Annotated in this window: 28 protein-coding genes and 1 tRNA gene; 7 read left to right on the forward strand and 22 right to left on the reverse strand. The window is 46.7% G+C overall.

The genetic code is table 11. The features are described from left to right. The first annotated feature begins 286 nt into the window (after window positions 1-286). On the forward strand, window positions 287-628 hold the full coding sequence (locus LPB140_RS10525) for a hypothetical protein (RefSeq protein ID WP_072559791.1): 342 nt from the start codon (window positions 287-289) through the stop codon (window positions 626-628). Between the two features lie 59 nt (window positions 629-687). Here LPB140_RS10525 and LPB140_RS10530 read toward each other — a convergent pair whose 3' ends face one another. The 10 genes from LPB140_RS10530 to hisG all read right to left on the reverse strand — a co-directional run bounded on the left by LPB140_RS10530 (window position 688) and on the right by hisG (window position 9,455). Beyond that, window positions 688-1,410, reverse strand: coding sequence for a DUF4145 domain-containing protein (locus LPB140_RS10530; protein ID WP_072559792.1), 723 nt, complete (start codon window positions 1,408-1,410; stop codon window positions 688-690). Continuing rightward, a complete protein-coding gene (locus LPB140_RS10535) occupies window positions 1,407-2,663 on the reverse strand; it encodes a three-Cys-motif partner protein TcmP (protein ID WP_072559793.1) in 1,257 nt (418 codons plus the stop codon). The genes LPB140_RS10530 and LPB140_RS10535 overlap by 4 nt, the downstream gene beginning before the upstream one ends. After that, window positions 2,664-3,461 (reverse strand): DUF5131 family protein, encoded by a 798-nt coding sequence (locus LPB140_RS10540; RefSeq protein ID WP_072559794.1) that lies wholly within the window; start codon window positions 3,459-3,461, stop codon window positions 2,664-2,666. Between the two features lie 423 nt (window positions 3,462-3,884). After that, window positions 3,885-5,129 carry a relaxase/mobilization nuclease domain-containing protein gene (locus tag LPB140_RS10545; RefSeq protein WP_072559795.1) on the reverse strand — a complete coding sequence of 415 codons (1,245 nt, stop codon included), beginning with the start codon at window positions 5,127-5,129 and terminating at the stop codon, window positions 3,885-3,887. Then, on the reverse strand, window positions 5,126-5,554 hold the full coding sequence (locus LPB140_RS10550; RefSeq protein ID WP_072559796.1) for a plasmid mobilization protein: 429 nt from the start codon (window positions 5,552-5,554) through the stop codon (window positions 5,126-5,128). Before LPB140_RS10550 ends, LPB140_RS10545 begins: the two co-directional genes overlap by 4 nt. Before the next feature lie 214 nt (window positions 5,555-5,768). Beyond that, window positions 5,769-6,338, reverse strand: a complete 570-nt coding sequence (locus LPB140_RS10555; RefSeq protein WP_198024116.1) for a tetratricopeptide repeat protein — start codon at window positions 6,336-6,338, stop codon at window positions 5,769-5,771. A gap of 250 nt (window positions 6,339-6,588) precedes the next feature. Continuing rightward, window positions 6,589-7,368, reverse strand: a complete 780-nt coding sequence (locus tag LPB140_RS10560) for a 2-keto-4-pentenoate hydratase (protein ID WP_072559797.1) — start codon at window positions 7,366-7,368, stop codon at window positions 6,589-6,591. A 30-nt stretch (window positions 7,369-7,398) separates the two neighbouring features. Beyond that, window positions 7,399-8,337, reverse strand: a complete 939-nt coding sequence (gene thiL, locus LPB140_RS10565; protein ID WP_072559798.1) for a thiamine-phosphate kinase — start codon at window positions 8,335-8,337, stop codon at window positions 7,399-7,401. Between the two features lie 3 nt (window positions 8,338-8,340). Further along, window positions 8,341-8,802, reverse strand: a complete 462-nt coding sequence (gene nusB / locus LPB140_RS10570; RefSeq protein ID WP_072559799.1) for a transcription antitermination factor NusB — start codon at window positions 8,800-8,802, stop codon at window positions 8,341-8,343. Then, complete coding sequence (hisG, locus tag LPB140_RS10575) at window positions 8,799-9,455, reverse strand: ATP phosphoribosyltransferase (RefSeq protein ID WP_072559800.1); 657 nt, start codon at window positions 9,453-9,455, stop codon at window positions 8,799-8,801. Before hisG ends, nusB begins: the two co-directional genes overlap by 4 nt. A 38-nt stretch (window positions 9,456-9,493) precedes the next feature. Here hisG and LPB140_RS10580 point away from each other — a divergent pair, with 38 nt between their 5' ends. Next, the gene (locus LPB140_RS10580) at window positions 9,494-10,543 is read left to right on the forward strand and encodes a DUF2332 domain-containing protein (RefSeq protein ID WP_072559801.1); all 1,050 of its coding nucleotides are present in this window, start codon (window positions 9,494-9,496) and stop codon (window positions 10,541-10,543) included. A gap of 39 nt (window positions 10,544-10,582) precedes the next feature. Here LPB140_RS10580 and LPB140_RS10585 read toward each other — a convergent pair whose 3' ends face one another. Genes LPB140_RS10585 through cobS form a run of 7 tightly spaced genes read right to left on the reverse strand, consistent with a single transcriptional unit; the run spans window position 10,583 to window position 17,929 of the window. Then, the gene (locus tag LPB140_RS10585) at window positions 10,583-11,479 is read right to left on the reverse strand and encodes an alpha/beta fold hydrolase (protein WP_072559802.1); all 897 of its coding nucleotides are present in this window, start codon (window positions 11,477-11,479) and stop codon (window positions 10,583-10,585) included. 1 nt (window position 11,480) lies between these two features. Then, the gene (locus LPB140_RS10590) at window positions 11,481-12,425 is read right to left on the reverse strand and encodes a D-2-hydroxyacid dehydrogenase (protein WP_072559803.1); all 945 of its coding nucleotides are present in this window, start codon (window positions 12,423-12,425) and stop codon (window positions 11,481-11,483) included. Between the two features lie 30 nt (window positions 12,426-12,455). Beyond that, a complete protein-coding gene (gene cysS, locus LPB140_RS10595; protein WP_418346533.1) occupies window positions 12,456-13,910 on the reverse strand; it encodes a cysteine--tRNA ligase in 1,455 nt (484 codons plus the stop codon). A gap of 36 nt (window positions 13,911-13,946) precedes the next feature. After that, window positions 13,947-14,618: a nitroreductase gene (locus LPB140_RS10600; protein WP_072559804.1), complete on the reverse strand. Its 672-nt coding sequence runs from the start codon at window positions 14,616-14,618 to the stop codon at window positions 13,947-13,949. Between the two features lie 12 nt (window positions 14,619-14,630). Beyond that, window positions 14,631-15,089 carry a hypothetical protein gene (locus LPB140_RS10605; RefSeq protein ID WP_072559805.1) on the reverse strand — a complete coding sequence of 153 codons (459 nt, stop codon included), beginning with the start codon at window positions 15,087-15,089 and terminating at the stop codon, window positions 14,631-14,633. Further along, window positions 15,089-16,915 (reverse strand): cobaltochelatase subunit CobT, encoded by a 1,827-nt coding sequence (gene cobT / locus LPB140_RS10610; protein ID WP_072559806.1) that lies wholly within the window; start codon window positions 16,913-16,915, stop codon window positions 15,089-15,091. The genes LPB140_RS10605 and cobT overlap by 1 nt, the downstream gene beginning before the upstream one ends. Window positions 16,916-16,930: 15 nt before the next feature. Then, the gene (gene cobS, locus LPB140_RS10615; RefSeq protein WP_072559807.1) at window positions 16,931-17,929 is read right to left on the reverse strand and encodes a cobaltochelatase subunit CobS; all 999 of its coding nucleotides are present in this window, start codon (window positions 17,927-17,929) and stop codon (window positions 16,931-16,933) included. 171 nt (window positions 17,930-18,100) lie between these two features. Between cobS and LPB140_RS10620 the strand changes: the two genes are divergently transcribed. Continuing rightward, window positions 18,101-18,469, forward strand: coding sequence for a DUF1428 domain-containing protein (locus LPB140_RS10620; RefSeq protein ID WP_072559808.1), 369 nt, complete (start codon window positions 18,101-18,103; stop codon window positions 18,467-18,469). A 10-nt stretch (window positions 18,470-18,479) separates the two neighbouring features. Continuing rightward, entirely contained in the window at window positions 18,480-19,265 is a 786-nt protein-coding gene (locus tag LPB140_RS10625) for a VOC family protein (RefSeq protein ID WP_072559809.1), read from the forward strand. 3 nt (window positions 19,266-19,268) lie between these two features. Here the strand turns inward: LPB140_RS10625 and LPB140_RS10630 are convergent, their stop codons facing one another. Beyond that, a complete protein-coding gene (locus LPB140_RS10630) occupies window positions 19,269-19,886 on the reverse strand; it encodes a DnaJ domain-containing protein (RefSeq protein WP_072559810.1) in 618 nt (205 codons plus the stop codon). Between the two features lie 68 nt (window positions 19,887-19,954). Here LPB140_RS10630 and LPB140_RS10635 point away from each other — a divergent pair, with 68 nt between their 5' ends. From LPB140_RS10635 to LPB140_RS10645, 3 genes are all read left to right on the forward strand, one after another. Continuing rightward, window positions 19,955-20,230 (forward strand): BolA family protein, encoded by a 276-nt coding sequence (locus LPB140_RS10635; RefSeq protein WP_072559811.1) that lies wholly within the window; start codon window positions 19,955-19,957, stop codon window positions 20,228-20,230. Between the two features lie 175 nt (window positions 20,231-20,405). Beyond that, entirely contained in the window at window positions 20,406-21,938 is a 1,533-nt protein-coding gene (locus tag LPB140_RS10640; RefSeq protein WP_072559812.1) for a cryptochrome/photolyase family protein, read from the forward strand. After that, window positions 21,938-22,075 carry a DUF2256 domain-containing protein gene (locus LPB140_RS10645; RefSeq protein WP_072559813.1) on the forward strand — a complete coding sequence of 46 codons (138 nt, stop codon included), beginning with the start codon at window positions 21,938-21,940 and terminating at the stop codon, window positions 22,073-22,075. The genes LPB140_RS10640 and LPB140_RS10645 overlap by 1 nt, the downstream gene beginning before the upstream one ends. Window positions 22,076-22,078: 3 nt before the next feature. Here LPB140_RS10645 and LPB140_RS10650 read toward each other — a convergent pair whose 3' ends face one another. The 4 genes from LPB140_RS10650 to LPB140_RS10665 form a co-directional block, all read right to left on the reverse strand. Further along, window positions 22,079-23,230 (reverse strand): succinylglutamate desuccinylase/aspartoacylase family protein, encoded by a 1,152-nt coding sequence (locus LPB140_RS10650; protein WP_083550338.1) that lies wholly within the window; start codon window positions 23,228-23,230, stop codon window positions 22,079-22,081. A gap of 165 nt (window positions 23,231-23,395) precedes the next feature. Then, window positions 23,396-23,470 (reverse strand) — tRNA-Phe (locus LPB140_RS10655). Between the two features lie 103 nt (window positions 23,471-23,573). Further along, window positions 23,574-23,756, reverse strand: a complete 183-nt coding sequence (locus tag LPB140_RS10660; RefSeq protein WP_072559814.1) for a DNA gyrase inhibitor YacG — start codon at window positions 23,754-23,756, stop codon at window positions 23,574-23,576. Continuing rightward, window positions 23,749-24,831 (reverse strand): ribonuclease E/G, encoded by a 1,083-nt coding sequence (locus tag LPB140_RS10665; protein WP_072559815.1) that lies wholly within the window; start codon window positions 24,829-24,831, stop codon window positions 23,749-23,751. The genes LPB140_RS10660 and LPB140_RS10665 overlap by 8 nt, the downstream gene beginning before the upstream one ends. Window positions 24,832-24,836 lie beyond the last annotated feature (5 nt).

The raw sequence follows: 24,836 nt of genomic DNA on the forward strand, positions 1-24,836 counted from the left end.
GGGTCGATCAATTCGCATTGCTGACCCGTCTTGCGCCGATTAAACGTATCGCCGCTTCACCACTCGCGGGAGATTTCATCTCTCCCTGCACCCATAGATTAAGGGGGCTATCGCGCCCAGCCTTAAAACCCACTCGCAACTTTTGAAAGTTGCACCATCATCAGGGGAGCGTTCCTGTCTCCCCTAACACCCCAAGACCATTTCATGGAGACAATAGTCATTGAGACCAAAGGGAGATGTCACTCTGCCCTTTGGAAACCCATCGACCCATGCAGGGAGCAAACGCATGACAGACACAATCCGCAGCGTAAAAATCACACGCAGAAGGAACAAAGCCAAGCGTGTTGCGGTCACCTTCGAGATGTCCGCAACTGATTGGGCGTGGATAGAGGAGCTTGAGGACAGGCAAATGATACCTGTTCAAGACATCCTCTATTGCGCGTTTTTTCAGGGTTTGGAACGACAAGGCTGGGAAAACCCTGATTGGGTAACAACCCCGCAAAATCCACCGTCACGTCGCAAACATTGTGTTGAAGAGCAAGCAGATACCAGCAATGTGGTGCAGCTTTATCCTAATAACCACATATCCTCACATTATGCAGACTTGGACGATAACGTGCCATTTTGAGTTAAAATGATCTGATATTTAACTACCCAAACCACGCTCTATCTGCATGGAGCCAAAGGCTATTGGAGCTTTTTGTTGCTTCGTGGATGAGGCGGTAACTTCGCCTTCAAAGCTTTGCGTTGAGATAATTTCTCGGCATTATCAGCACTCTTGAAAAAGCTCGAATATATAAATTCTTCAAATATATCTAACAATACCACAAGATCACTAATGTCTGGCGACCAGTCCCTATGCGTGGCGGCATGCCCGCCTTCTAACAGAACCTCCAAAGCAGACTTGTCCTCAGCGGTTATGATCTCCTTTTTCTGTAGTTCAGATAATATTTCCTGGAAATTTTTGTCTCTGGAAATCCCTATTTGATGCGCCACTTTTTCGAACAAAGAACGAATACCCATTGCTGCCAATCGGAATAATTCAGCGTCTAATGCCTTATATATATCAAGCAAATCTTCGTGAAAGATTCGTTCTTCAACCCTTAGCCGCTCTATCCAGACAGGATAGGGTCGCAAAGCTTCGCCTGGAACAAAGCTGTATCTGAAAGGGTAGATCATTTCCCAAGACCCATCTGGCAAAACATCGTGGTCAAAATCATGCTCGTTGGAATGCCCAACTTTTAGATAATATCCTCGGCAAGTATTACATTTCAGGAAATGGGCTTCGTTTGTAAATGCGTACTCAGGGTCGGAGCTGTCGGAATAGCTGTCTTGAGCAATTTCAATCACATGACGCTCTTGTCGGCAGTAAGGACAGTGTTCAACAACTGTTTTGGATGACTCACTCATAGGATTTTGCGATCTGGTGAAAACATAGGAAACATAGTGCGCTGAGATTTGAGTCGAAGCGCGTCACCTAAGCGTATTGTGTTTGGCTTCCTGCGCAAATTTCCAGTGGGAGTGAGTACCTCCAAATCTGTGTTTTCAATCAATACCGAGTGAATATCATCGCTGTGAGCTGGGGTTTCGTTGTAAATGCTCAAGTAGAAGTCTTCTATATTTATGACATCTCCATGCTGGTCAATTAACCGAGGGATATCATCATGAAGAGCTTTTTTGGCAGATTCTCGTGAACTATCATCAAATAGATATAAGTTGCTTTCTTCCGCTGGATTAAAGGAAAGCATACTCAAACCTGAGCGTCCAAAATGAGCTTGGTAAGAGGAGTTATCATGCAAAATATTATTGTAAACTTTTCGCGCGGTAGGCCGATTGGCAAAGTGCATCAGCCAGTACCGCCATCCATCGGGATTGTTGATCGAGAACGGGCTGACATAAGGCGCACATGACCGAAGTCGCTCAAATACGACTTGTTCCGCAAATCCCATCCAATCCTTTTTGTTGATAACGTTGCCGCCATCCTGAAGGTAGCTGTAGATTTCGGCTCGAAGTTCGGGATTCCCTTTAAGGACACTGTTCTTTTCTTTATCTACAGACAGATAGGTTTTAATTGTATCAATCGAAAAGGTCAGGAATGCTTCAACTGACTTCCAAGTCGTCATAATGTCTTCAATGGTTTCAACATTGACCTTTGAGTAGCCGCACTGGTCTAGGTTAAACAATACGTTTGGATATTTAGCATCTTTCAGGAAGGCTTTGATTTTCGGGTAAGCTTGCGAAAATTTCTGATTTAGATATTCAACCTTAACATGGAGCTTGTCATTCTCCCCGTTGATACGTGCTAGCAAAGCTGCGCTGTTTGTTTTCAGAGTTTCTATCGCTATTTTTTCGCTGTCATTAAACAGGAGATAGCATTCAATCTCGATTGGTCGCATTCCGTTCGCTGCGCGTTGGATATTTATTTGCTGGGTTGTTTCGTTTAACACATCCAGAAATATGAGCGGGGAGCCAAATGTCCCGCATTTATAGAGACCGGCACCTGAAAAGCCATCGACGACGGCTAACCTGAAACGTTCTTGTTGCGGAAGTTGGCAACGAGTTATCAGATAGCTGCGAAAATACTCTCTCAGAATCTTGTGTTTTCTGCGAGTGTGCTCATCTAGCTCGGCACCACCAGCCCAGTCATAATCTTTTTTTGCCAATTACTGAGCTACCTGTTGATATGGTTGGTTTTCAAAGGCGGGCATATCGTCCCAAGTCCTACCTCTATATTCTCGCCCATTGGCTTTCTTTGATCTCTTTTTATTATCTTTTCCCCAAGTCCCCCACTGTTTGAAGAAAAAGGCAGTTTCAAAAATTTCACATTGATCGTGAATCTCATCAATCCAATCTTCTTTAATAGGCCGCGCCGATGCACCGCTTTCTCCGCCGACAATTGCCCAATGTATGTCCGTTAGATCGACATTGCCGACAGGCCCGATGAGTGGTTCGAAAGAAATAAAACGAATGGCCGCTTTGGTGCTGCGCAAATGGTCGATACGGTCAATCACATTTTCATCTTCAACGCTCGTGCCTAACCATACATTTGGCAGAACGTCTTTAATCTTGTCCTGCAAGATTTGGCTCATTCTTGCGGGTCGTTTGGTCAATATTTGAAAGTTATGGTGGGCGTTCTCACGCATGGACTTCCAAACTGAGATGATAAAATCATCGCTGACGTTTGGATGAAACAAATCACTCATGGAATTAACAAAGATTTTTCTCGGCTTTTTCCATTTATAGGGAATTTTCAAAGACTCTTGATCTTCGCGAACATGCCCATTCCAAATTGTTCTATTGCCACTTTTACGGGTTAGATTATTGTATTTTGGAACGCCCATTGCCTCTAGGCGCTTTGCCATTTGCATGGCATAACAATTTGTACATCCCGCACTTTCAATCGAGCAGCCTGCCACTGGGTTCCACGTTGCATCTGTCCACTCTATTTGAGTTTCTGCCATTACTCACTCACTATTGAATTTTGTATTTCTATCTACTCTAGGCTAAAAACTACCATCTCCAGCATCAAAAAACCACGAATGATTTCTTTGCCGTTAATGTCTCGAAATGAATAAAATATCTTTCGCGCAAGAGTTGGTAATTGAGCATCCGAGCCGCGCTCTATGGCTTTGCCTCTGAGCCACGATTCTCGCGTCTCATCCCATACGGGTGACGATCGCTGATGCAAGTCTTAGGGCTTTGCCCTCCGCGCACTTCGATAAAAATAGACGGTCTCCCGAGGCTCGGCGTATCGCCTGCGCCCGCCGCCTGTTTTTCCCTGCCGTTTGCACACCCACCTTCGCCAGAGGGCAGGGTTGCATGAGCAACCCATTGCCGATTTAAGAAGTTGGAGAAAGTCGCATATTGCGAGTATCAAGAAATCGCTATCGTTCCGGCCCTCGTGGAGCATTTGATTTGCTCGTTCGTGACGCTTTCAACCTTTCCAGATCAGTTTGAAGCTGTGAGCGAACGCCCTTGAATTTATCCAAATCGCGCTGGGTTTGCAGGCGAAATGCGCGTTTTTGCTCCATTTGCTTGAAAATCAGGTCATCGCGTTGCTTTTGGTCGCGCTTTGCAGATTGGTAGGCTTCAAAAGCGTTTTGTTTTTTGATTTGGCTGTGCGTCCCTGTCAGGCGATCAAAAAGTCCACGAAGCCCTTTGTTGTAGCGTTCTTGCCGAGCGCGTGTTTCTTGCACGGTGCGCTGTTCTTGCATCCCAGATTGAAGCTGTCGCTGCGCGGAATGCTTCTTAGCAAGCGAGTTGAGCATTTTCTTCTGTTGCTGAGAGAGTTTGTCGAGTTTTTCTGTTTGTTGTTTTTTCAATCGCTCCAGCGCGGGAGATAGCGCGTCGGCAAGCTGTTTTTTCGCATTTTCGATGGAGGGAAGCGTATTCTTATCTCCAAGTCGCGCCCGAACATCTTTTGTTTTGATGCTAGCCCATTTCGCGACTGCGTAAATCTCGCCGTGAATATCAGTCGCAACATACCCGCGCCTGTCCCCACGAGCGAGAATTAGCCCATGTTCTTCTAATCCGTTGGCGAAAGACCGTCTGTCATCAGATTGCTTCCAGCAAGACTGAAATATCGCCTTCATCTCGCGCGGGTCTTGACCTTGACGCTTGGCTTGTTGCCATTCTGCCAACGTGAAGTTCTTGGGGTCACGAAATTTGGGATTGATGAAACCTTTGGGTAAGTCCCAACCATGTTCGAGGTACAGGTCTTTCGCCAGTTCTTTCAATTTAAGTTTTGGGAAAGAGATTGGGATCGCTTTCATGGATTCCGTATCTATTCGGCTCCAAACGACGTGACAGTGCCGTCTATCGTCCTTTTCGTGGAAAACTACTGCCCGAGGCTGTCCAGCTAGTCCTAGCCGTTTCTCTGCCTGTTCAATCGCAGATTCGAAGTCCGAAGTGCCCACTTTTGCATTGGCAGGTGGATTTAGACTTAAAGAATAGAGGTATTTCTGGCATTTTGTGCCCTTGGATGTCGCCTCCACTTCCTTTAACGCACCGCCAAGATCATCAGAGGCAAAGCCAGATATATCATGAAGAGTGACATGCTCGTTTTCAGAACTCATCAAATGACGCGCCAGATTCTGACCATTACCCCGCACATTTCCAACCAAGATCATGACGGACCTTCCTGGAGACCAAGAGCTTTCACTAAGGTCATACGGATATATGCAATATCGTAAGCGGCTTTCAGAATGGCTGATTCGGTATCATCTTGCAGCCCAAGTGTGCCGTTGTTTGCGGCTTTGGCGAGTTGATTTAAATTATTGGACAAATGGGATTTGCCCAATGCTCCCAAAACGCGCCCCAAAGCTTCCTGATCTTTAACAGGGCGTTTTCCTTTAGTCCGATGAGGTGCAGCTACTTCTCCAACGCACTGCAAGCGAATATATGCGCTAAGCGTCAGATTACCCGCTTTGTGTTCCAGTTCAGCCCTTTCTTCATCGGTGAAGCGAACGGAAACAGGCTTGGGATATACCTTTTTCGCCTTTTCAGGCGGGCAGGTCGCAGCCTTCGCAAAGGTATCTTTGATCGGCCCACTCATGGAGTAGGTCCATCAATTCCTTTCAGGTCAGTGTGTTTGAGATGGTCGTTCCACTCTGCTAGAGTATCGAATAGCGCGTTCGAAGTTTCACCTTCTAGGCGCACCAATTTTATAAACTTTCCGAACCTCTGTTTTCTTATGCCCACCTTAAAAGCAGTGGCGGTTCGAATTTAGCACATTGCGTATATTTATATACAGATGCACCATATATTATTTACGAGCAATTTTTATAATTGGATTCCAAGCATATTTTAGCTTTCTCCTGCGCCTTCAATATATCATTTCTACTCATCCTTTTGACAATGATTTCACGTGCTTCAGATGCCTTCTCCGCCCCATTGGCTGATGCAATATTCAACCACATATGGGCCAATAAATAATTCTGCGCCACGCCTTCGCCCAGACCATAACGGAGCCCTAAACTAAATTGCGCATTTGCCTTGCCCTGGTCCGCGGCAAGGCGGTAATATTTAACCGCCATCGCATAATCCTGCGCCACACCTTGGCCATCGCTATACATGAACCCTAAATTATATTGCGCCCTTGCATCGCCCTGCTCCGCCAAAGGTTCAAACTCTCGAAATGCCTCGGCATAATCTCCCTTATTATATGCCTCAACCCCTACCTCAACATTTTGCGCCAGAACAGGTAAAGGATTTAACGTCAACACAGCAATGGCGCACCCCATCATGCATTTAGAAAATAAACGTAGCGATAATGTTTTTAAATCAAAAAATTGCATCGGGAAATGACCTTCTTTACTATCCGCATAAACATAGCGCACAAGACTATTTTTACAAGTAAATTTAGCATGTTGCGGGATATTCAGTCATATAATAAGTGACAGATAATCTCCAAGACTTTTCAAGGCAGAAATAGCAGCAATTAAGGTAATCTCAGCGAGAATATACATTATTAAAGAACAGAAATATGAATTTAATATCTGTAATTAACGAATTACCCCAAACTTTCCTTCTTTAATAAATATAAATTTTCTGGGGCTGTCGCACAAAAACTATCCCCTACATAAATCATCAATCATTCACCCGTGCAGCAATTTGTAATTTATCGTCAAGTTTTGCCAATATTTGCGCGCCCTTTTCAATTTTATGAGCGCCGGTAATCGCGCCAGTTGAAATCCACTGTCCCTTTTCCAAGGACAATCCGCGGTCGATAAGAATATTGTGCAAAAATGCGGCGGCTGCCAGCGGGCCATCCAATCCATCGGCCAAATTCCCACTGCCGACCAGTTCGCCATCAATATTTATGTTAATGACAGCCTGTTTAATTTGATTACCATCCATATTTTCAATGATATCGCCAATAATCAAACCATTATTATTGCCAAAATCCGATATGGTGACCGCCGGACCATGGGCGTTAATTTCGGCAAAGGGCGAACCCGCCATTTCCAAGCCAAATCGCACTTCATCAACCATGCCACGTGCGCCATCCACATCAATTTTTCCATCGGGCACATTGCCCACGCGCATCATAATTTCCACCTCTGCCGCTGCATATCCATCAAATATTGCTGCTGACACCTGTTGATGATCTGCAAATAATATGCTGCTTTCAAAAACTGGCCCAACCAATCTTTCCTCTCCAAATTTTTCAGCAAATTCGGGGGATAATTTGGCGACTTTCCAACCGCCTACTTTTTCCTGCATCAAATTTATGGCAATATTTTGGATGGCATAGGCAGTGTCAAGATCGGCGGGCATGTCGCCAGGATAGGTATTTATAGGCAAATTTTCTTGGCGAGCCTTAACAAATGCCGCTGCAATTTTTTGATTATTTTGCATATTTTCCATAACCTATCCTTATCTTTTCCTTCAAAAAAACTAATGCGAAAAACCCAATTTTTCGGGTAATTGCACCGCCTCCCCATTCATGCTTAACAAAAGCGGGCCATCATGTGGCGCCATGCAAGTGCCTATTTTGGTAATGGGGCGCTGGCCCATGAATTTTACGGCGGCTGAGGGCTTTATAGTGAATAAAAGCTGATAATCATCACCCCAACTGGCTGCCCTAGTCCGCGCATCTACATCATCGCCCATATGCGAAATATATTCGCGCAATAACGGGACTGCGCCCAAATCAATTTTCATACAAATGTTGCTGGCCATTGCCATGCGCTGCGCATCCAATAACAGCCCATCAGATATATCCATCATCGCGCCCACATGGGGGGCAAGTAATTGGCCCAATTTTAATTGTGGATTTGGACGGTGCAGCGCGTCCAATAAAATATCGGGGCAAAATTTTTGCGCCTGCTGCAAAATATAGGCGGCATAGGCGCTGCCCAAATGGCCGGTCACAAATATATCATCACCAATTTGCGCCCCGCTGCGCGATGGAACTTCATAACCATCAACCATGCCGATGGCGGTCATGCCGAAACTGCGCGGGCTTTCCCTCTCCCCTGCCCGCACCGTATCCCCGCCCAAAAGCGGCGTGTTAAATTGCGTCAAGGCATGTTTTAACCCCAATGCAAATTCGCGGTCCCATTGGCCATCACCCAGCATAAAACCCAATAAAACACCCATTGGCCGTGCGCCCTTTGACGCCAAATCGGACAGGTTTACCGCCACCAATTTCCATGCAATATCGGCAGGATTGGCATGGGATGCGAAATGCACCCCTTCCACCATCATATCATGGGTTAAGATGATTTTTTGCCCCATAATGTCAAGGACAGCCGCGTCATCATCCAAATTTCGCGCGGCTTCATGTTGCGCTATGCCGCGCATATGGGCGATAAAGTCCGCCTCCCCCGACAAAGATTACACCCGCACCTTTTTTGCCGCCGCATCCAACAAACCATTGGTAAATTTTGCCTCTGCTTCATCAAAAAATGCGTGGGCAACATCGACATATTCGTTAATGATGGTCGCGGTGCTGACATCCGCCCTTGCCAATAATTCAAAACAACCCGCACGCAATATTTGCAGCATGGTTTTATCAAGCCGTTTAATCGACCATTTTTCGCCCAGATTATCCTCAATCAACGCGTCAATTTCTGCGCGTCTTTTATCCGTACCCATGACAATATCATCAAAAAAATGTCTATCCGCCTTTGCATATTGATTATCTTCAATCTCTGCGCCCAGACGATGTTCATGAAATTCGATTAACAAACGCGAAATTCCAATATCCTCCATATCCTTTTGATATAAAGCCTGAACCGCGGCAAGACGCGCCGCAGAGCGTGATTGCGCCCGTGATAGTTGATTTTCATTGCTCATTTTACAAATTCCCGAAATTTATCGACCAAATCGACGACAATATTGCTTTGCATTTTCATCGCCGCACGGTTGACAATCAAACGCGCCGATACGTTAATAATGGGGTCAATTTCCACCAACCCATTTTCTTTTAATGTTTGCCCAGATGACACCAAATCCACAATATAGGGCGCCAAATTCAATAAGGGGGCAAGCTCCATCGCGCCATTTAATTTAATCGATTCCGCCTGTATCGCTCTATCGGCAAAATATTGCGCGGTTAAATGGGGATATTTGGTGGCGACCCGCACATGGCCCGCCCCGTTAAAATTGCCATTAAATGTGCCTGCCATTTCCTTTGGACAGGCAAGTGATAAGCGGCATTTCCCAATGCCCAAATCAACGGGTGAATAAATGTCCGAATAATCAAATTCGTCCAACACATCCGATCCAACAATCCCAATTTGTGCTGCATTATGCGCCACAAAGGTCGCCACATCAAATGCGCGCACGCGGATAATATCCACCTGTGGATTTTCAGTATGGAACATTAAAGCTCGATTTTCTTTATCGAAAAACGCCGCCTCGGGCATCAGGCCCGCCGCCTTCATAAATGGCAGCGCCTCGTCCATAATCCGACCCTTGGGGATGGCAAAGATGATTTTTTCATGCATAATATCCCCGCATCTAATCGCCCATAGGACAAGAAGCAATGCCATTATCCAAGATTCAGGTAAAAGAAATAAAAATGCAGGCAAAACATGCCCATGAAAATGGTGCGCCTATAACAGCAAAAATTTGTAACAGCGTGATAGCTTTGGCGCAATATAGGGGAAAATGTGCAGAAAGGACGGCAAATTGGCCCGGCAATATTTTGGACAATGCCATGCCATTGCGCCTTGCCGGTGCGCTACATCATTTACATTTAACCAGCGCTACGAATAAAATGGCCGATATTTATAACGGAAAATTATCTCTGCAGCAGGATGTTGACCAGCGCATTTTATCGGTGGTTGATGAATTTGATGATGAAATATTGCCATGGTTTGACGGGCCGCCACAAACTAATGAGGCCGCCCGTTCGGCCAGCTTAATCGCCGCGCTTATTTGGATAGGGCGGCATATCAACCTGCCCTTTCATATATTTGAAATCGGGTCCAGCGGCGGTTTAAACCTGTTAATGCCGCATTATCAATATATACTTGGTCAATATCATCATGGCCCAAAAAATAGCCCGATTATCATTCAACCCGAATGGCGCGGCAATGCGCTTTACGGTAAACCACCCGTCATTTCCGCCATATGCGGGTGCGATATTAACCCGCTTAATTTATCAGATGGGGCTGTTGCTGCCCGATTAAGAGCCTATATATGGCCCGAAATGCAGCTTAGATTTAATAGGTTTGAACGGGCGCTTCATCTGGCCCAGACATATAAACCACATATTGATAAAATGGATGCGGCCGCTTGGCTAAAACAAAAATTACGCGCCCCCCCGCCCCAAAATGGCTGCCGCGTCATCATGCACTCCATTGTGTGGCAATATATAAATGATGCCGAACAGACGGCCATTATAAAAATGTTGGAGGATTCGGGAAAAATGGCAGATGATGCACAGCCTTTATTATGGCTTAGCCTAGAGACAAATCGCGCAACATTTCGCCATGAACTGCACGCACGATGGTGGGATAGCAAGGGCGAACATCGCGCATATTTGGGCGATGCCCATGCCCATGGCGCGTGGGTCGATTGGCGCGGATAACTGGCGGGGGTAATTGAAAGGGGTAATTGGAAGGGTTTGTTATTTAAGCCAATCCTGCATCGCCCTTGTCACCGCATCATGATTTTCCCATGGCACAAAGTGGCCGCCGGATAATTTGACCAAGGTTAAATCATCAATTAATTCGTCCAATCCATGTAATAAAGATGGTTTTAACGCATGATCATCCATCGCCCAAATTAACAAAGTCGGCATGGCCACCTTCATAAATGGCGCGTCCAAATATGCGGGGCGTTCGGGCATAGGTTCGCCGCTATCGGGCATGGGCGGGACGATGATTTTGCTGGCGCGATACCAATTCATCATCGCGGTAAAGCACCCCTGTTGCCGCCATTGGGAAAGATAAATTTCACGTTCCCCATCCGGCACGCCGCCTTCCACATGGTCGGCGAAATTTTCCTGAAAATATGCCTCCCACCCCTTTTGCGCGACATATTTTTCAAATTGGGGGTTGCGAAATGCGGTAATATATTGCGCGGCGGCGCGTTGTTCCAAATCATCAAATAATGATTTTTGATAGGTGAAGGGATGCGGCGCATTGGCGATAACCAATTTTTCTACGCGGTCCGGACATGTTAAGGTGGCGGCCCATGCGACCGCCCCGCCCCAATCATGCCCGCATAATATGAATTTATCGAGGCCCAATGCGTCGGCAAGCGCGATAATATCTCCCACCAAATGCTGCACCTTATATTGCGCAGCATTTTGCGGCTTATCCGATCCGGCAAAGCCGCGCTGATCCGGCGCAATAACATGATATTTATTGGAAAATTCATTAAATTGATGCCGCCATGTGCGGTGCGATTCTGGAAAGCCATGCAGGAAAATTATCGGCGGATTTTGTGCATCGCCCGCCTCTGCTATATTCAAAGTAATTCCCGTGGACAGGGCAATTTTGCGTTGCGGCAATGCATCCATTTCAATATCCCAAATCCAAATTTACCTGCGGCTGTAAAGGCTCTTTGCCCCGATAGCGGCCCAGATTTTCAATGAAACGCTGCGCGGAGCGCATAAACATTTTATCTTGCGCACGGCCCGATAAATGCATGCTAATATGCGCATTATCCAATGTCCATAAAATATGGTCTGCGGGCAATGGTTCGGGCGTGGTCACATCCAAAAATGCACCGCCAATGGATTTTGATTGCAATGCGGATATCAACGCATCTTGGTCCACCACGCTGCCCCGTGCGATATTGATTAAAATCGCGTCTTTTTTCATTTGGGAAAGCTCCGCCGCGCCAATCATATTGTCGGTTTCTGGCGTTGCGGGAACGGCCAATATTACCCAATCAAACTCACCCAATTTGCCGCGCCATTCATCAGGCAATAATGTATCGGGCGCGGGCGTGCGGCGCACCTTTGTCACCTCCACATTAAAAGCCGATAATCGTTCATCGATTAACTTTCCAATCGCGCCATAACCGATTAACAATGCCTTTGACCCGAAAAGCTCCCTTTTGCCCGGGCTGTCCAACAACCATTCGCGCCTTTCCTGTGCGCGGATGACGGCGCGATAATCCTTGGCCATGTTTAACATGCCCATCACCACATATTCTGCGATGGTAATCGCGTTTATTCCCGCGCCATTGGTGACGATAGTGCCCTGCGCTTTTAACTGCTCCAATGGCATGCCATCAACGCCGGCATAAATGCTGTTTAGCCATTTCAGGCTGGTCGCGGCGCTAATCACCTTCATCATTTCGGCCTTGTCATACATGTCGAACCAGCCAATTTCGGCCATGGGCGCGGCGGCCATTGCCTCTTCATTGGACATAAACCAAATGGGCTCGACCCAATCGGGCAAATGGGGTTCAACCAAGGGCCGAATAAGCGAAGAAAGCGCCGCCTTTATTTTGGTCATATCATTTCTCTCCCCCAATTATATTAAATATTAAATATCCAACTTCCATTCCCAACCCAATGGGTCACCGTCCATAATCTCCACACCCTTGGCGATTAAATCATCCCGAATTTTGTCGGATGCGGCGAAATCCTTTGCTGCACGGGCTTCCCTTCGTTTTATCAATGCCGCCTCAATCTCATCCTCGGTCAACTGTGCATTTTGGGGACGAATGCGTAAATCCTTGCGGGTGAGTGTAAGCAGGTCAAGGCCAAGGACGCCGTCCAAAATAGCAATAAGCGATAATTTTTGCTCTCCCTCAATTTTCTTCATCGCAATAACATCGTCCAATATGGTCAATGCAACCGCGCTGTTCAAATCATCCGATATGGCGGCATCAAATTTTTGCAACGCGTCTATCAATTTTGGATGCTGCACTTCATCGGCAGATTGATTGTCGCTGCGCAATCGTTCCACGCCCATAACCATACGCTTTAACCGCGTGAACGCCGCCTGCAAGCCCTCCCAGCTAAATTCCAGCTCGCTGCGATAATGCGCCTGAAGACACATTAAACGATAGGCGAGCGGGTGAAACCCCTTATCAACCAATAATTTCAACCGCAGAAACTCACCCGATGATTTGGACATTTTGCCGCTGCGTTCGATTAAAAAATTATTGTGCATCCATATTCGTGCGCCGCTATTATCCGCGCAGTCAAGGCTGCCACAACCCGAATGTGCCTGATTTTGGGCGATTTCATTGGCATGATGGATTTCGCGGTGATCAATCCCGCCAGTGTGAATATCAAATGGGAAACCCAGCAAAGCCTCGCTCATCACGCTGCATTCCAAATGCCACCCCGGCGCACCCTTGCCCCATGGGCTGTCCCATTCCATTTGGCGTTTTTCACCCGCCGGTGTTTTGCGCCAAATGGCAAAATCGGCACCGTTCCGTTTACCCTCCACCGTTTCAATCCGGCCTTCGCCTTCTTCGGTCTGGCTGCGGGCCAATTTGCCATAATCGGCCACGGTGCTGACATCAAAATATAGCCCGCTGTCCAATTGGTAACAATGCTTGTCCGCTATCCCCTTGGCATATTCAATCATTTGGGGGACATAATCGGTGGCGATCGACCATTTGGCCGGTTGGCGAATGTTTAACGCCTTTACATCATCCCAATATGCCTTGGTATAATGCTGTGCAATATCCCAAATGGATTTGGCCCGTTCATTGGCCATTTTCTCCATTTTATCCTCACCCGCGTCAGCATCATCGGTTAAATGGCCCACATCGGTAATGTTGATAATATGGGTTAATTTATACCCCTTATATGTCATGACCCGCCCCAAAATATCGGCAAAGACATAGGCACGCATATTGCCAATATGCGGATAATTATACACGGTTGGCCCGCACGTATAAATGCGCGCCTCCCCATCATGAACGGGGGTAAAAACCTCTAATTTACGGGTCAGGCTATTATATAATTTTAATTTGGTCATCATGTGCAAATGCGGCAAGTTTTTTGCAAAATCAAGCCTTCAAAAACCACGCCAACTTATCACATCATCAATGGACATACGCGGCACATCAAAATTATTTACTGGTGCATCAACATCGCGATAGCCAATTGCCATGCCGCAAAAGAAAATATGTTCATCACCAACATTCAACAATTCGCGCATATATGTGCCATACATGGCCCAAATTTCCTGTGCACAGCTATCCAATCCCTCCTCACGTAATAATAGCATGACGGTCTGTAACCACATGCCCATATCGCTCCATTGTGGGGGCCCCATATATTTGGGGCAATAGGTGAAAAGTTGGACGGGCGCACCAAAACTGTCCCAATTTTTCATCATTTGGGCAATGCGCCCCGCGCCATCGTCTCTTTTAAGCTGCAATGCATCAAACATCGCGCGGCCCACTGCTTTGCGTTGATCTTCATATCGGCCATCCAAATTTTTGGGGTAAATATCATATTCATGCCCCTCCCCCATTGGGGCGGATTTGGCCTTTTGCTTAATCGCGGCGGTAATGCGGGCCAGTTCATCCCCCGTGACGATAATGGCATTCCATGGCTGTGTATTGCCGCCCGATGGCGCGCGCTGCGCCTTTTCCAACACACGGCGCAAAATGGCGGCATCAACTGGCCTATCGGTAAATTGCCGAATGGAACGGCGTGTGGCAACGGCTTCGGATGGGGTCATATAGTAAATATCCTATTTCTTATTTATACCGTTTAGTTCTTCTTCGCCCTCACGTCGGTAGTCATCTAAAGTTTTTCCATCCCCCGGACGTAAATAGGGTGGAACGGGTTCACTGCCCGCTTCACAACGCCGAATAGATGAAGGCTCCGCACGTATTAAATTAAATGTTCCGGCTGTGTTACGGCGAAGCAGCATCGTTAGAGTTTTCTCCCTGAAATATGAATGCATCAGAGCTAAAATTGTGATTTCACGTTCAGGCACTTCACCTTCAATGACCCGCTTTATTTTAAGATCAAGAAACCACGGCCAATAGATTATTATGTCTTCACCACTGTCTCCCAGAACCGTGGGAATCTGGGCAATTGGTTTTGCTCGAATTTTTGCATCATAACATTCGATATCCGCAGCTATTGCTTTGTTGCAAATCGCAAATGCAATCAATGCGATAATTAATTTTAGATGTGCTTTCATCAATCCTCGTCAAATAATCCCGCCAATTGTTCCATCATTGTCCCGCCAAGCTGTTCAGCATCGTTAATGGTCACGGCGCGTTTATAATATCGCGTCACATCATGGCCAATGCCAATGGCGTTTAATTGCACGGGCGATCGGCTTTCAATCCATGCAATAACGCTTTGTAAATGCTGCTCCAAATATGCGCCATGGTTAACCGACAAAGTGCTGTCATCCACGGGCGCACCGTCGGAAATTACCATCAAGATTTTGCGTTCTTCGGGCCGCGCGATAAGACGGTTATGCGCCCAAAGCAGCGCTTCCCCATCGATATTTTCTTTCAACAGCCCCTCACGCATCATCAAGCCCAAATTGCGCCGTGCATGGCGCCATGGTTCATCCGCCTTTTTATAAATAATATGGCGCAAATCATTTAACCGTCCGGGCGATGCAGGGCGGCCCGCATTTAACCAGCTTTCACGCGATTGCCCACCCTTCCATGCGCGGGTGGTAAAGCCCAAAATTTCGGTTTTCACCCCGCAACGTTCCAATGTGCGGGCCATAATATCCGCGCTTATCGCCGCGATGGAAATGGGCCGTCCGCGCATTGACCCGCTATTGTCGATTAACAAGGTGACAATGGTGTCGCGAAATTCGACATCACGCTCCATTTTATAGGAAAGTGAGCTGCCTGGGGACACCACAATACGCGACAGGCGGGCCGCATCCAAAAGTCCTTCTTCTTGATCAAAATCCCAACTGCGGTTTTGCTGTGCCATTAAACGGCGTTGCAAACGGTTGGCAAGCCGCGTCACCGCGCCCTGCAATCCGGCAAGCTGTTGATCAAGATAGGCACGAAGCCTGTCCAATTCTTCCTCATCGGCCAATTCACTGGCGGTGACAATTTCGTCATTTTTGTCACTCCACACCCGATATTCGCTTTGTGGTTGATTGCCGATATTGCGGCGTTGTGGGTTGACGGGCTGCATCCCTTCATCGCCCATATCGCCTTCTTGCCCGTCCATGTCGTCCATTTCCATGTCGTCATATTCGGCGTCGCTATCTTCACCCTCGCCCTGCTGCTCCTCGGCCCTTGCTTCTACTTGGCCGGCATCACCGCTGGCATCTTGATCGCCCTCATCATTATCATCGGGGCTTTCTTCTTCATCCTCATTATCTTCGCCCGCCTGATCATCGCTATCTTCGGGGTCGGCATTGCCCTTGCTCAAATCCAAATGTTCCAACAGGCTTTGCACCATGGCGGCAAAGGCGCTTTGGTCGTCCAATAATCCGCCTAGCAAATCCAAATCGCCTGCGCCCTTTGCCTCAATGCTATCGCGCAGCATGTTAAGCCCGTTTAACGCGCGGTCGGGTGTTGCCGCGCCCGTTAATCTTTCCCGCGCAATCAGGGCGAGCGCGGTGGAAATGGGCACTTCATCGGCGGCTCTGGCGCGGCTAATCGGATCAGATTTCATCCGCATGTCCAATGCATGGGCCAAATTATCCGCCACGCCCGACATGGAACGTGCGCCCAATGCCTCCACCCGCGCGGTTTCCAACGCATCAAATGCCGCCGCAGCAAGGGGCTCGGGCGGCCGATTGGCCAAATGCGCCGCCGCATCATGATATTTAACTCGCAGCGCCATCGCATCGGCAAAGCCGCGCGCCTCCGCCACTTGATCGGCGGGTAAATCGCGCCCCGGCATGGGCAGTTTGAAATGCACGCCCGATTGGCTGGGTGCATCGGCGGTCCATGCCAATTCGACATTTTCATCACGCGCCATTGCCTTTGCCGTGCCGGTCAGCACGGATTTCAAATCATCAAGTGCGGTGCGTTTGGTCATGTCATTTCACCAATATTAACTGGCCGATTTCCCCATAATGCCTTCGGGCAAATCCTTGCCAAAAACACGTTGATAATATTCGGCCACCATCATGCGCTCTGCCTCATCACATTTGTTGAGGAAGGATAAACGAAAGGCAAAGCCAATATCTCCAAAAATGGCGGTATTTTGCGCCCAACTTATCACCGTGCGCGGGCTCATCACCGTGCTAATATCGCCATTGATAAATCCAGCGCGGGATAAATCGGCCACCTTTATCATATTGGCCACAACATCAGGATCGGTTTCGCCAACCTTTGACAAAATAACCTTTGCCTCAATTTCAGCGGGCAGATAATTTAACGTCACCACAATATTCCAACGGTCCATTTGCCCTTGGTTAATTTGCTGCGTTCCGTGGTAAAGCCCGCTTGTATCGCCAAGGCCGACAGTATTCGCCGTGGCAAATAAACGAAAATATGGATTAGGACGGATAACACGATTCTGGTCCAAAAGGGTCAATTTGCCTTCATTTTCCAGCACACGTTGAATAACAAACATCACATCGGGACGGCCCGCATCATATTCATCAAACACAATGGCGGTGGGATGTTGCAACGCCCATGGCAACAAACCTTCGCGAAATTCGGTCACTTGCTTTCCATCACGCAGCACAATTGCATCGCGCCCGACAAGGTCAATCCGGCTGATATGTGCGTCAAGGTTAATTCGGATACAGGGCCAATTTAACCGGGCCGCGACCTGTTCCACATGGGTGGATTTACCCGTGCCATGATATCCTTGCACCATGACGCGGCGATTAAAGGCAAAACCGGCCAAAATGGCGGCGGTGGTTTCATGGTCAAAAACATAGCTGGGGTCTAAATCCGGCACACGTTCGTCTGCTTCGGAAAATGCGGGAATTTCCATGTCCAAATCAATGCCAAAAACATCGCGTGCCTTTACCATTTTGTCCGGTGCGGCCATGATGGTGTCGCCTGCTGTTCCGGCGGTAATATTGGGGATGTCGCTCATTTATATACCCTTTATTTATATCTTAATTTGGCGTTTTTTTAATCATTTGATGAACCCTTAAAGAGTAACATATTATATGTCGAGAGCGAGATGTCCTTTTGGACAAATATCATGGCATATTATATGAAATAATGTTACATAGGCTAATTAAGGATTAAGCGGAGATGCCTTATGAGCTATATTGAAGGTTTTGTTATTGCCTGTGCCAAGGCAAAGAAACAAGAATTCATTCATCATGCCAATCATATGGATAGCATATTCATGGAAATGGGCGCGATCCGCGTTATTGAATGTTGGGCCGATGATGTTCCAAATGGAAATTTGACAGATTTTCGCAAGGCGGTGCAGGCAAAGGAGGATGAAGATGTCATCTTTAGCTGGATTGAATGGCCGGATAAGGAAACCCGAAACAAAGCCTATGCCGTCATGATGGACCCGAAAAATGATGACCCGCGATTGGATATGGAAAAATATCCCATGCCATTTGATGGAAAAAGGATGATTTTTGGAGGATTCACCCCCGTGGTCCAATTAAATTAAGGAATATTATATGACAAATCACAAAAATAAACATGGTGATTTTATTTGGTATGAATTGATGACCAGCGACATTGACGGCGCAGAAAAATTCTATGGCCCGTTGTTAAATTGGACATTTGAAACCGTGCCAGGGTCAGATGTTGATTACCGCATTTTTTCCCATGACAACACTCAAATTGGGGGCTTTTTGCAATTGAATGAGGATATGATGGCTGGCGGCGCCAAACCGAATATGACGGGATATATTGCCGTTAATAATGTGGATGAATGCTGCGCCGATATTATTACCAATGGCGGCGCGGTTTTAATGCCCGCATGGGATATTGACGGCGTGGGCCGCACCGCCTTTGTTACCGACCCACAGGGCATCCCCTTTTACATCATGGCCCCGTTAAATAATGACCATGCCAGCGAAAGCTTTGCCGCCCTTGCCCCGCGCATTGGCCATGCTGCATGGAATGAGCTTTCCACCACCGACCAAGAAGGCGCAAAGACATTTTACCGCGCCATATTTGGATGGGTAGTTGATGGCGATATGGATATGGGCCCCATGGGCAAATATGAATTTTGGCGCCATGATTTTATGATTGGCGCGGTGATGACAAAGCCGGATGAAATGCCCGTGCCCAATTGGGTTTATTATTTCCGCGTGGTCAGCCTTGAAAAAGCAGCCGCAATCGCAAAGGAAAATGGCGCATTGTCCGTTGGCGAATTGCAACCCATTCCGGGTGATGAGTTTTGCCTGCATGGCATTGACCCACAGGGCGCTTTATTCGCGCTTGTCGGACAGAAATAGCGTCTATTGACGGTTTGCAGCCGCCCTTAACAGCTGATAAGCATCCACCGCTTCTTGTAATTTGGTTTCAAAACGGCGCTCACCCTTATTATTATCGGGGTGATATTGCCTTAATTTTTGGGCATAGGCCTTGCGGATTGCAACACCGTCGGCATCTTGGCTCAATCCCAATATTTTTAGCGCCCTTGCCTGTTCAGGGGGCAGTTGCGGCGTCGAGGAAAAATGGCCCGATGCATGTTGGCCCTCTACATTTTGGCGATATTCACGGAACCGCGCGCCTATCGCGTCCAATGGATCGGAAAAATCATTCCATGCCGGGCCGCTTTTGGTGAAATGGTCGCTGCCATCGGGCCATTTGCTGCGCGGATTATGCCAGCCACTTGCCGGATGCTGCGCCGCGTGAATTTCCGCAGCGTCCATGCCATCGAAAAAATTATATCCTTTGTTAAAAGCACGAACATGCTCCAAACAATAATATCGCCATTGCGGCGGCCCATCACTTGGCCGGTCCAACAGGGGCGGCGCGCGAAACTCGCCCGCTTCATTACAATCCGCCGCCATACAAATTTGCCCCTCATTGGCAATTCGGCCTGCATAACGATCATGTTTTTCTTTATTCATAAATTTAAAAAGTGGACTTTGCGGATTTAATACCCATATTTGAAACGAAATATTTATATGGGGATTTTATGACCAAAGGTCCAGTGCACATTGAAATTGAAAATTTATTACAGGCCGCATTTTCGCCCGAATATTTATCCGTCAATAATGATAGCGCCAATCATAAAGGGCATAGCGGCGATGATGGTTCGGGCGCAAGCCATTTTTCAATTGAGATTAAAAGCGCCGCGTTCAACAATGTCAATCGGGTGATGCGGCAACGCATGGTGAATAATGCATTGGGCGATATTCCGGGCAATCGTGTCCACGCCATGGCAATAAAAGCAATTGGCACAGCCGATTAAAGGCATTGGGTGAAAACCGAAACCTAATATTGAAGAAAAACAGGCGGTAAAATATTTGCGCCTTTCAAAAAAAATCAGCCGCATACTCATTGGTAACATGTCATTTATGCCGTAATGACAGGCTATCATCATCCCATTATAATCTGCCAATGAAAAATAATCATCTTTGGGTATAATGGCAAAAATACGTAACTTAATTTTAATTTTGGGCGATCAATTAACCCCCAAAATTTCCAGCTTAAAAAATGCCGATCCGATGCAGGACGTTATTTTAATGGCCGAGTTGCCCGAAGAGGCAAGCTATGTTCAACATCATAAAAAGAAAATCGCCTTTTTATTTTCCGCCATGCGCCATTTTGCCGATGAATTGCGCCAATCTGGTTGGACCGTGCTTTATATCACATTGGATTCCCCCGATAATCAGGGCGATTTTACTGCACAAACCCAAAAAGCCATCCAGCATTTTAAACCCCAAAATATCATTGTGACCGATGCGGGCGAATGGCGTTTATCGCAAATGTTCAAAAATTGGCAAAATATACTGAAAATAAATATACATATTGCCCCAGATACAAGATTTTTGTGCACAGAGAAAGAATTTGAAAATTGGGCTCATGGCCGCAAAATATTGCGCATGGAATATTTTTACCGCGATATGCGCCGTAAAACCGGCCTTTTAATGGATGATGATAAACCGGTTGGCGGCAAATGGAATTTTGATACTGAAAACCGAAAACCGGCGGATAATAATTTATTCATGCCGCAGCCAAAAAAGTTCGCGCCAGATGCGACAACCCAAAATATTCTCGACCTTGTTTCGACAAGATTTGACAATAATTTTGGTGATATAGAACCATTTACATTTGCCGTCACCAGGGATGATGCACGCCGCGCATTTGACCATTTTGTTCAAAATGCATTGCCAAATTTTGGTGATTATCAAGACGCCATGTTGGAAGGTGAGCCATTTTTATATCATTCGGTCATCGCCCAATATCTTAATTGCGGTTTATTGGACCCGCTGGAGATTTGCCGCAAAGTAGAGGCGGCATATCATGCAGGCACCGTGCCGATAAATGCCGCAGAGGGTTATATAAGGCAAATTATCGGTTGGCGTGAATATATTCGCGCTATTTACTGGTTTAAAATGCCGCAATATGAAAATGAGAATTTTTTCAATCATCACCGCCCCCTGCCCAATTTTTATTGGACGGGTGAAACCGACATGTCTTGTGTCAAAGACGCAATTGCCCAAACAAAACGCCACGCCTACGCCCATCATATCCAACGATTGATGGTCACAGGAAATTTTGCCATGCTTGCCGGGGTTAATCCCCATGAACTGCATTTATGGTATTTAAGCGTCTATGCCGATGCATATGAATGGGTTGAAATGCCCAACACAATTGGCATGAGCCAATTTGCAGATGGCGGGCTTTTGGCATCAAAACCCTATGCGGCCAGCGGTGCTTATATTAACCGCATGTCAAATTATTGCAAAAATTGCGCCTATAATGTCAAAAAACGCACCGGCAAAGATGCCTGTCCTTTTAATGCTTTATATTGGGATTTTATGTCCCGTCATGCGGATAAATTGAAAACCAATCCCCGAATTGGCCAAATGCTGCGCACCTATGAAAAATTTAGCGAAGAAGAAAAACAAGCGATAAAAATAAGCAGTGAAAATTTTCTAAAAAAGCTTTCATAATGGGCCGCTATACAAAATCTACCTTGCCGCAAAAAATATGTGCGGCATGCGCCCGCCCCTTTGCATGGCGCAAAAAATGGGAAAAAAATTGGGATGATGTAAAATATTGTTCCGATAGATGCCGGCGCAAAAGATGATTTTTACAAAAGCTCATCTTCATCTAATAAAGTTTCGCTGAAAATTGCATCGGATAATTTTTCAATCCTTTCCTCCACATCATCAAATAATTTAACCTCGGCAATATGGAATAATGCATCGCCCTGATTCACAATTGGCAAATTTGAATGGCCAATAATTAAACCATCGGCAGGACAGGTTAATTCTTCTGGACACTCGCCAAATATATCGGAAATTTCGGCTATTACCTCCCCCTTTTTAACCGCATTGCCCGATGTTTTTAACATTTTGCACAATCCCCCACGGCTGGCGCGAAGCCAAAAACTGCCCTTTGCACGGGCCGGCTTTGCCGCCACCTTGCCCAATCTTTTGGTTTTTATCATCCCCATATTTTGCAGGACACGGAAAATACCAATCACCCCAATATTAACCGAAAAATCATCAATGCGCAGCGCCTCTCCCGCCTCCATCAACAACATTTCCACCCCGCGCTCCTTTGCCATGGCTCGCAAAGAACCATCGCGTAGCGCAGAAACGATAATGGCAGGCGGGGCAAAGGCCTTTGCCAATTCGGCAAGCCGTTCGCTGCCCGCATCAATGCGGATTTGCGGCAAATTATATCTATGCTGCGCCGCAGAGTGAATATCAATGCCCAGCGAGCATCGATCCACAATTTCTGAGGTGAAAATATAGGCAAGCTGTGAACCAAGTGAACCTTTTTTAGAACCAGGAAAGCACCGATTTAAATCGCGCCTGTCGGGCAAATATCTTTGCTGTGCAATAAATCCAAACATATTGACGACGGGCAGGCACAAAATCGTCCCCGCAAGCGCCTTGGGACGCAGTTTTGCAATTACACGCCGGATAATCTCTGTGCCGGTAATTTCATCGCCATGTATTGCGGCGCTGATAAAAATAGTGGGGCCTTTATATCTGCCATGCACCACATGCACTTCTAAATTTGCCTGCATACCGGCGGAAAGGTCGCTGACCGGAAGGGCGACACGCCGCGCTGTCCCAGGCGCGATACTCTCTCCAGAGATGATAAAGGGTGCGGCTTTTACTTTGGGCACTTTATCCTTGCCCAGCTTATCTTTAGACGACTTAACTTTAGACGACTTATCTTTAGACGGCTCTACATTTATTATATTTTTTGGCTGCTTTTCATTATTCATGGTAAATTAGTGGCATAAATCCCATCTTTTGCAACAAATATCCTAACCGCAGCGGTCTTTGGATATATTTAAGATAAGAGGAAAATTTCGCCGCGCCTTGCGCCCAAAAAATAAAGTAGCATATTTTTCTTGAAAAATATGCCTTTGCAAACTTCTCAAGAAAAATGGTGCCCGAGGGCGGATTTGAACCACCGACACGCGGATTTTCAATCCGCTGCTCTACCCCTGAGCTACTCGGGCACTTGCAAATTATTGCAAGCTATCCGCATTGATGCGGAAGCGAAGCCTATAAGCAGCAGCACCTCATCTTGGCAAGCCTTTTATGCAATTTTTAGTGATTTTATTATTCATCGTCCGAAAATTGGTCCATCGCCATCGGGTCGACACGCTCTCCAGCAATCCGATATCCCTCGCCCAACCAACGCAAAAGGTCCCTATCCTTGCATCCTGCACTGCAAAATGGTGCAAATTCGCTATTGCTATTTTTTCGGCACGAGGGACATTTTGTTCCTGATATTTTATCCATAAATTTCCGCCTCATTATGAAATAATGCCCCATATATTGGCAAATGACCCGATGAACTAAGATTTATCTGACGGCCCAACGCATTTTGCAGTGAATCGACCAGCCCCTGATTCTGTTCCAATAAGGCGGCAATTGCGGGATGAACCTTAATTTGCAATTGCCCTGCGCCCTTTATATTTGCGGCACGCGCCAATATTTGTACGGCGGCGGCATAGCTGCGCCGATATTGCAATATTTCCACCACCGATGGCCCTGTGCGCCTGCGCACAATTTGCATAAAACCGAATCCATTAACCGCAGTGCGCTCACAATTTGCATGCATATGTGCGTCAAAAATATCGCAGATTTCCTGACGTTCTGATTTTAATGCCAATGTCGGGAAATCAACGCCAATCGACCCTTGCAAATCAAAGGCGTAAATGGCCTTCGCCACTTGTTCTGCGGCCTTTTTGGCAAGCTGATATGGCGGCAGGCTGCCGTCAATGTCAATTAACGTCATTGCCGGGGTGATATGAATGTCCAATTCCCCCCCTTCAAAAACCCACTGACCATCCCATGCCATTTGGTATAAATCCTCCCACCCATAATCGAATATATTTTCAATTTGCGGGGTTAATTTTCGTGGAGGCTTTTGCTGATTCGCGGCTACCAGTGTTGAAACAGACTTTTTTGGTTCTGCCTGTTTGCAGTCTAGCGGCGCTGATATAATTTGCGCCAAATCATATCCGTTGGACAATTTGGCTAAATCCAATGCAGGCTTGGCCAGCGCAAATTTAAACCGCCCTTTTTCTTCAATAGGTTCGCGTTTAATTTCGGCGCGTATATGCTGCCCCTCACTCACCCCTTTGGGAATGGGCTGTAATAATGCCTCCACATCATTGTCATCCAAAATAATGGCAAGATTTTTTCCCGATATTTTTTTGACGATTTTACCATCAAATATACGGCCATAACGCATGATTTGCGGATGTTGCAGGCGCAGCGCAATTGGCTGGCCATTTTGTATCAATAATGCGCGCTGTTCCCCAATGCCATCTTCATAAATCCATTGCGGGCCTTGATTATCAATGGACATAATTA

This window comes from Sphingorhabdus lutea (genome assembly GCF_001889025.1).
Classification (GTDB): domain Bacteria; phylum Pseudomonadota; class Alphaproteobacteria; order Sphingomonadales; family Sphingomonadaceae; genus Sphingorhabdus_B; species Sphingorhabdus_B lutea.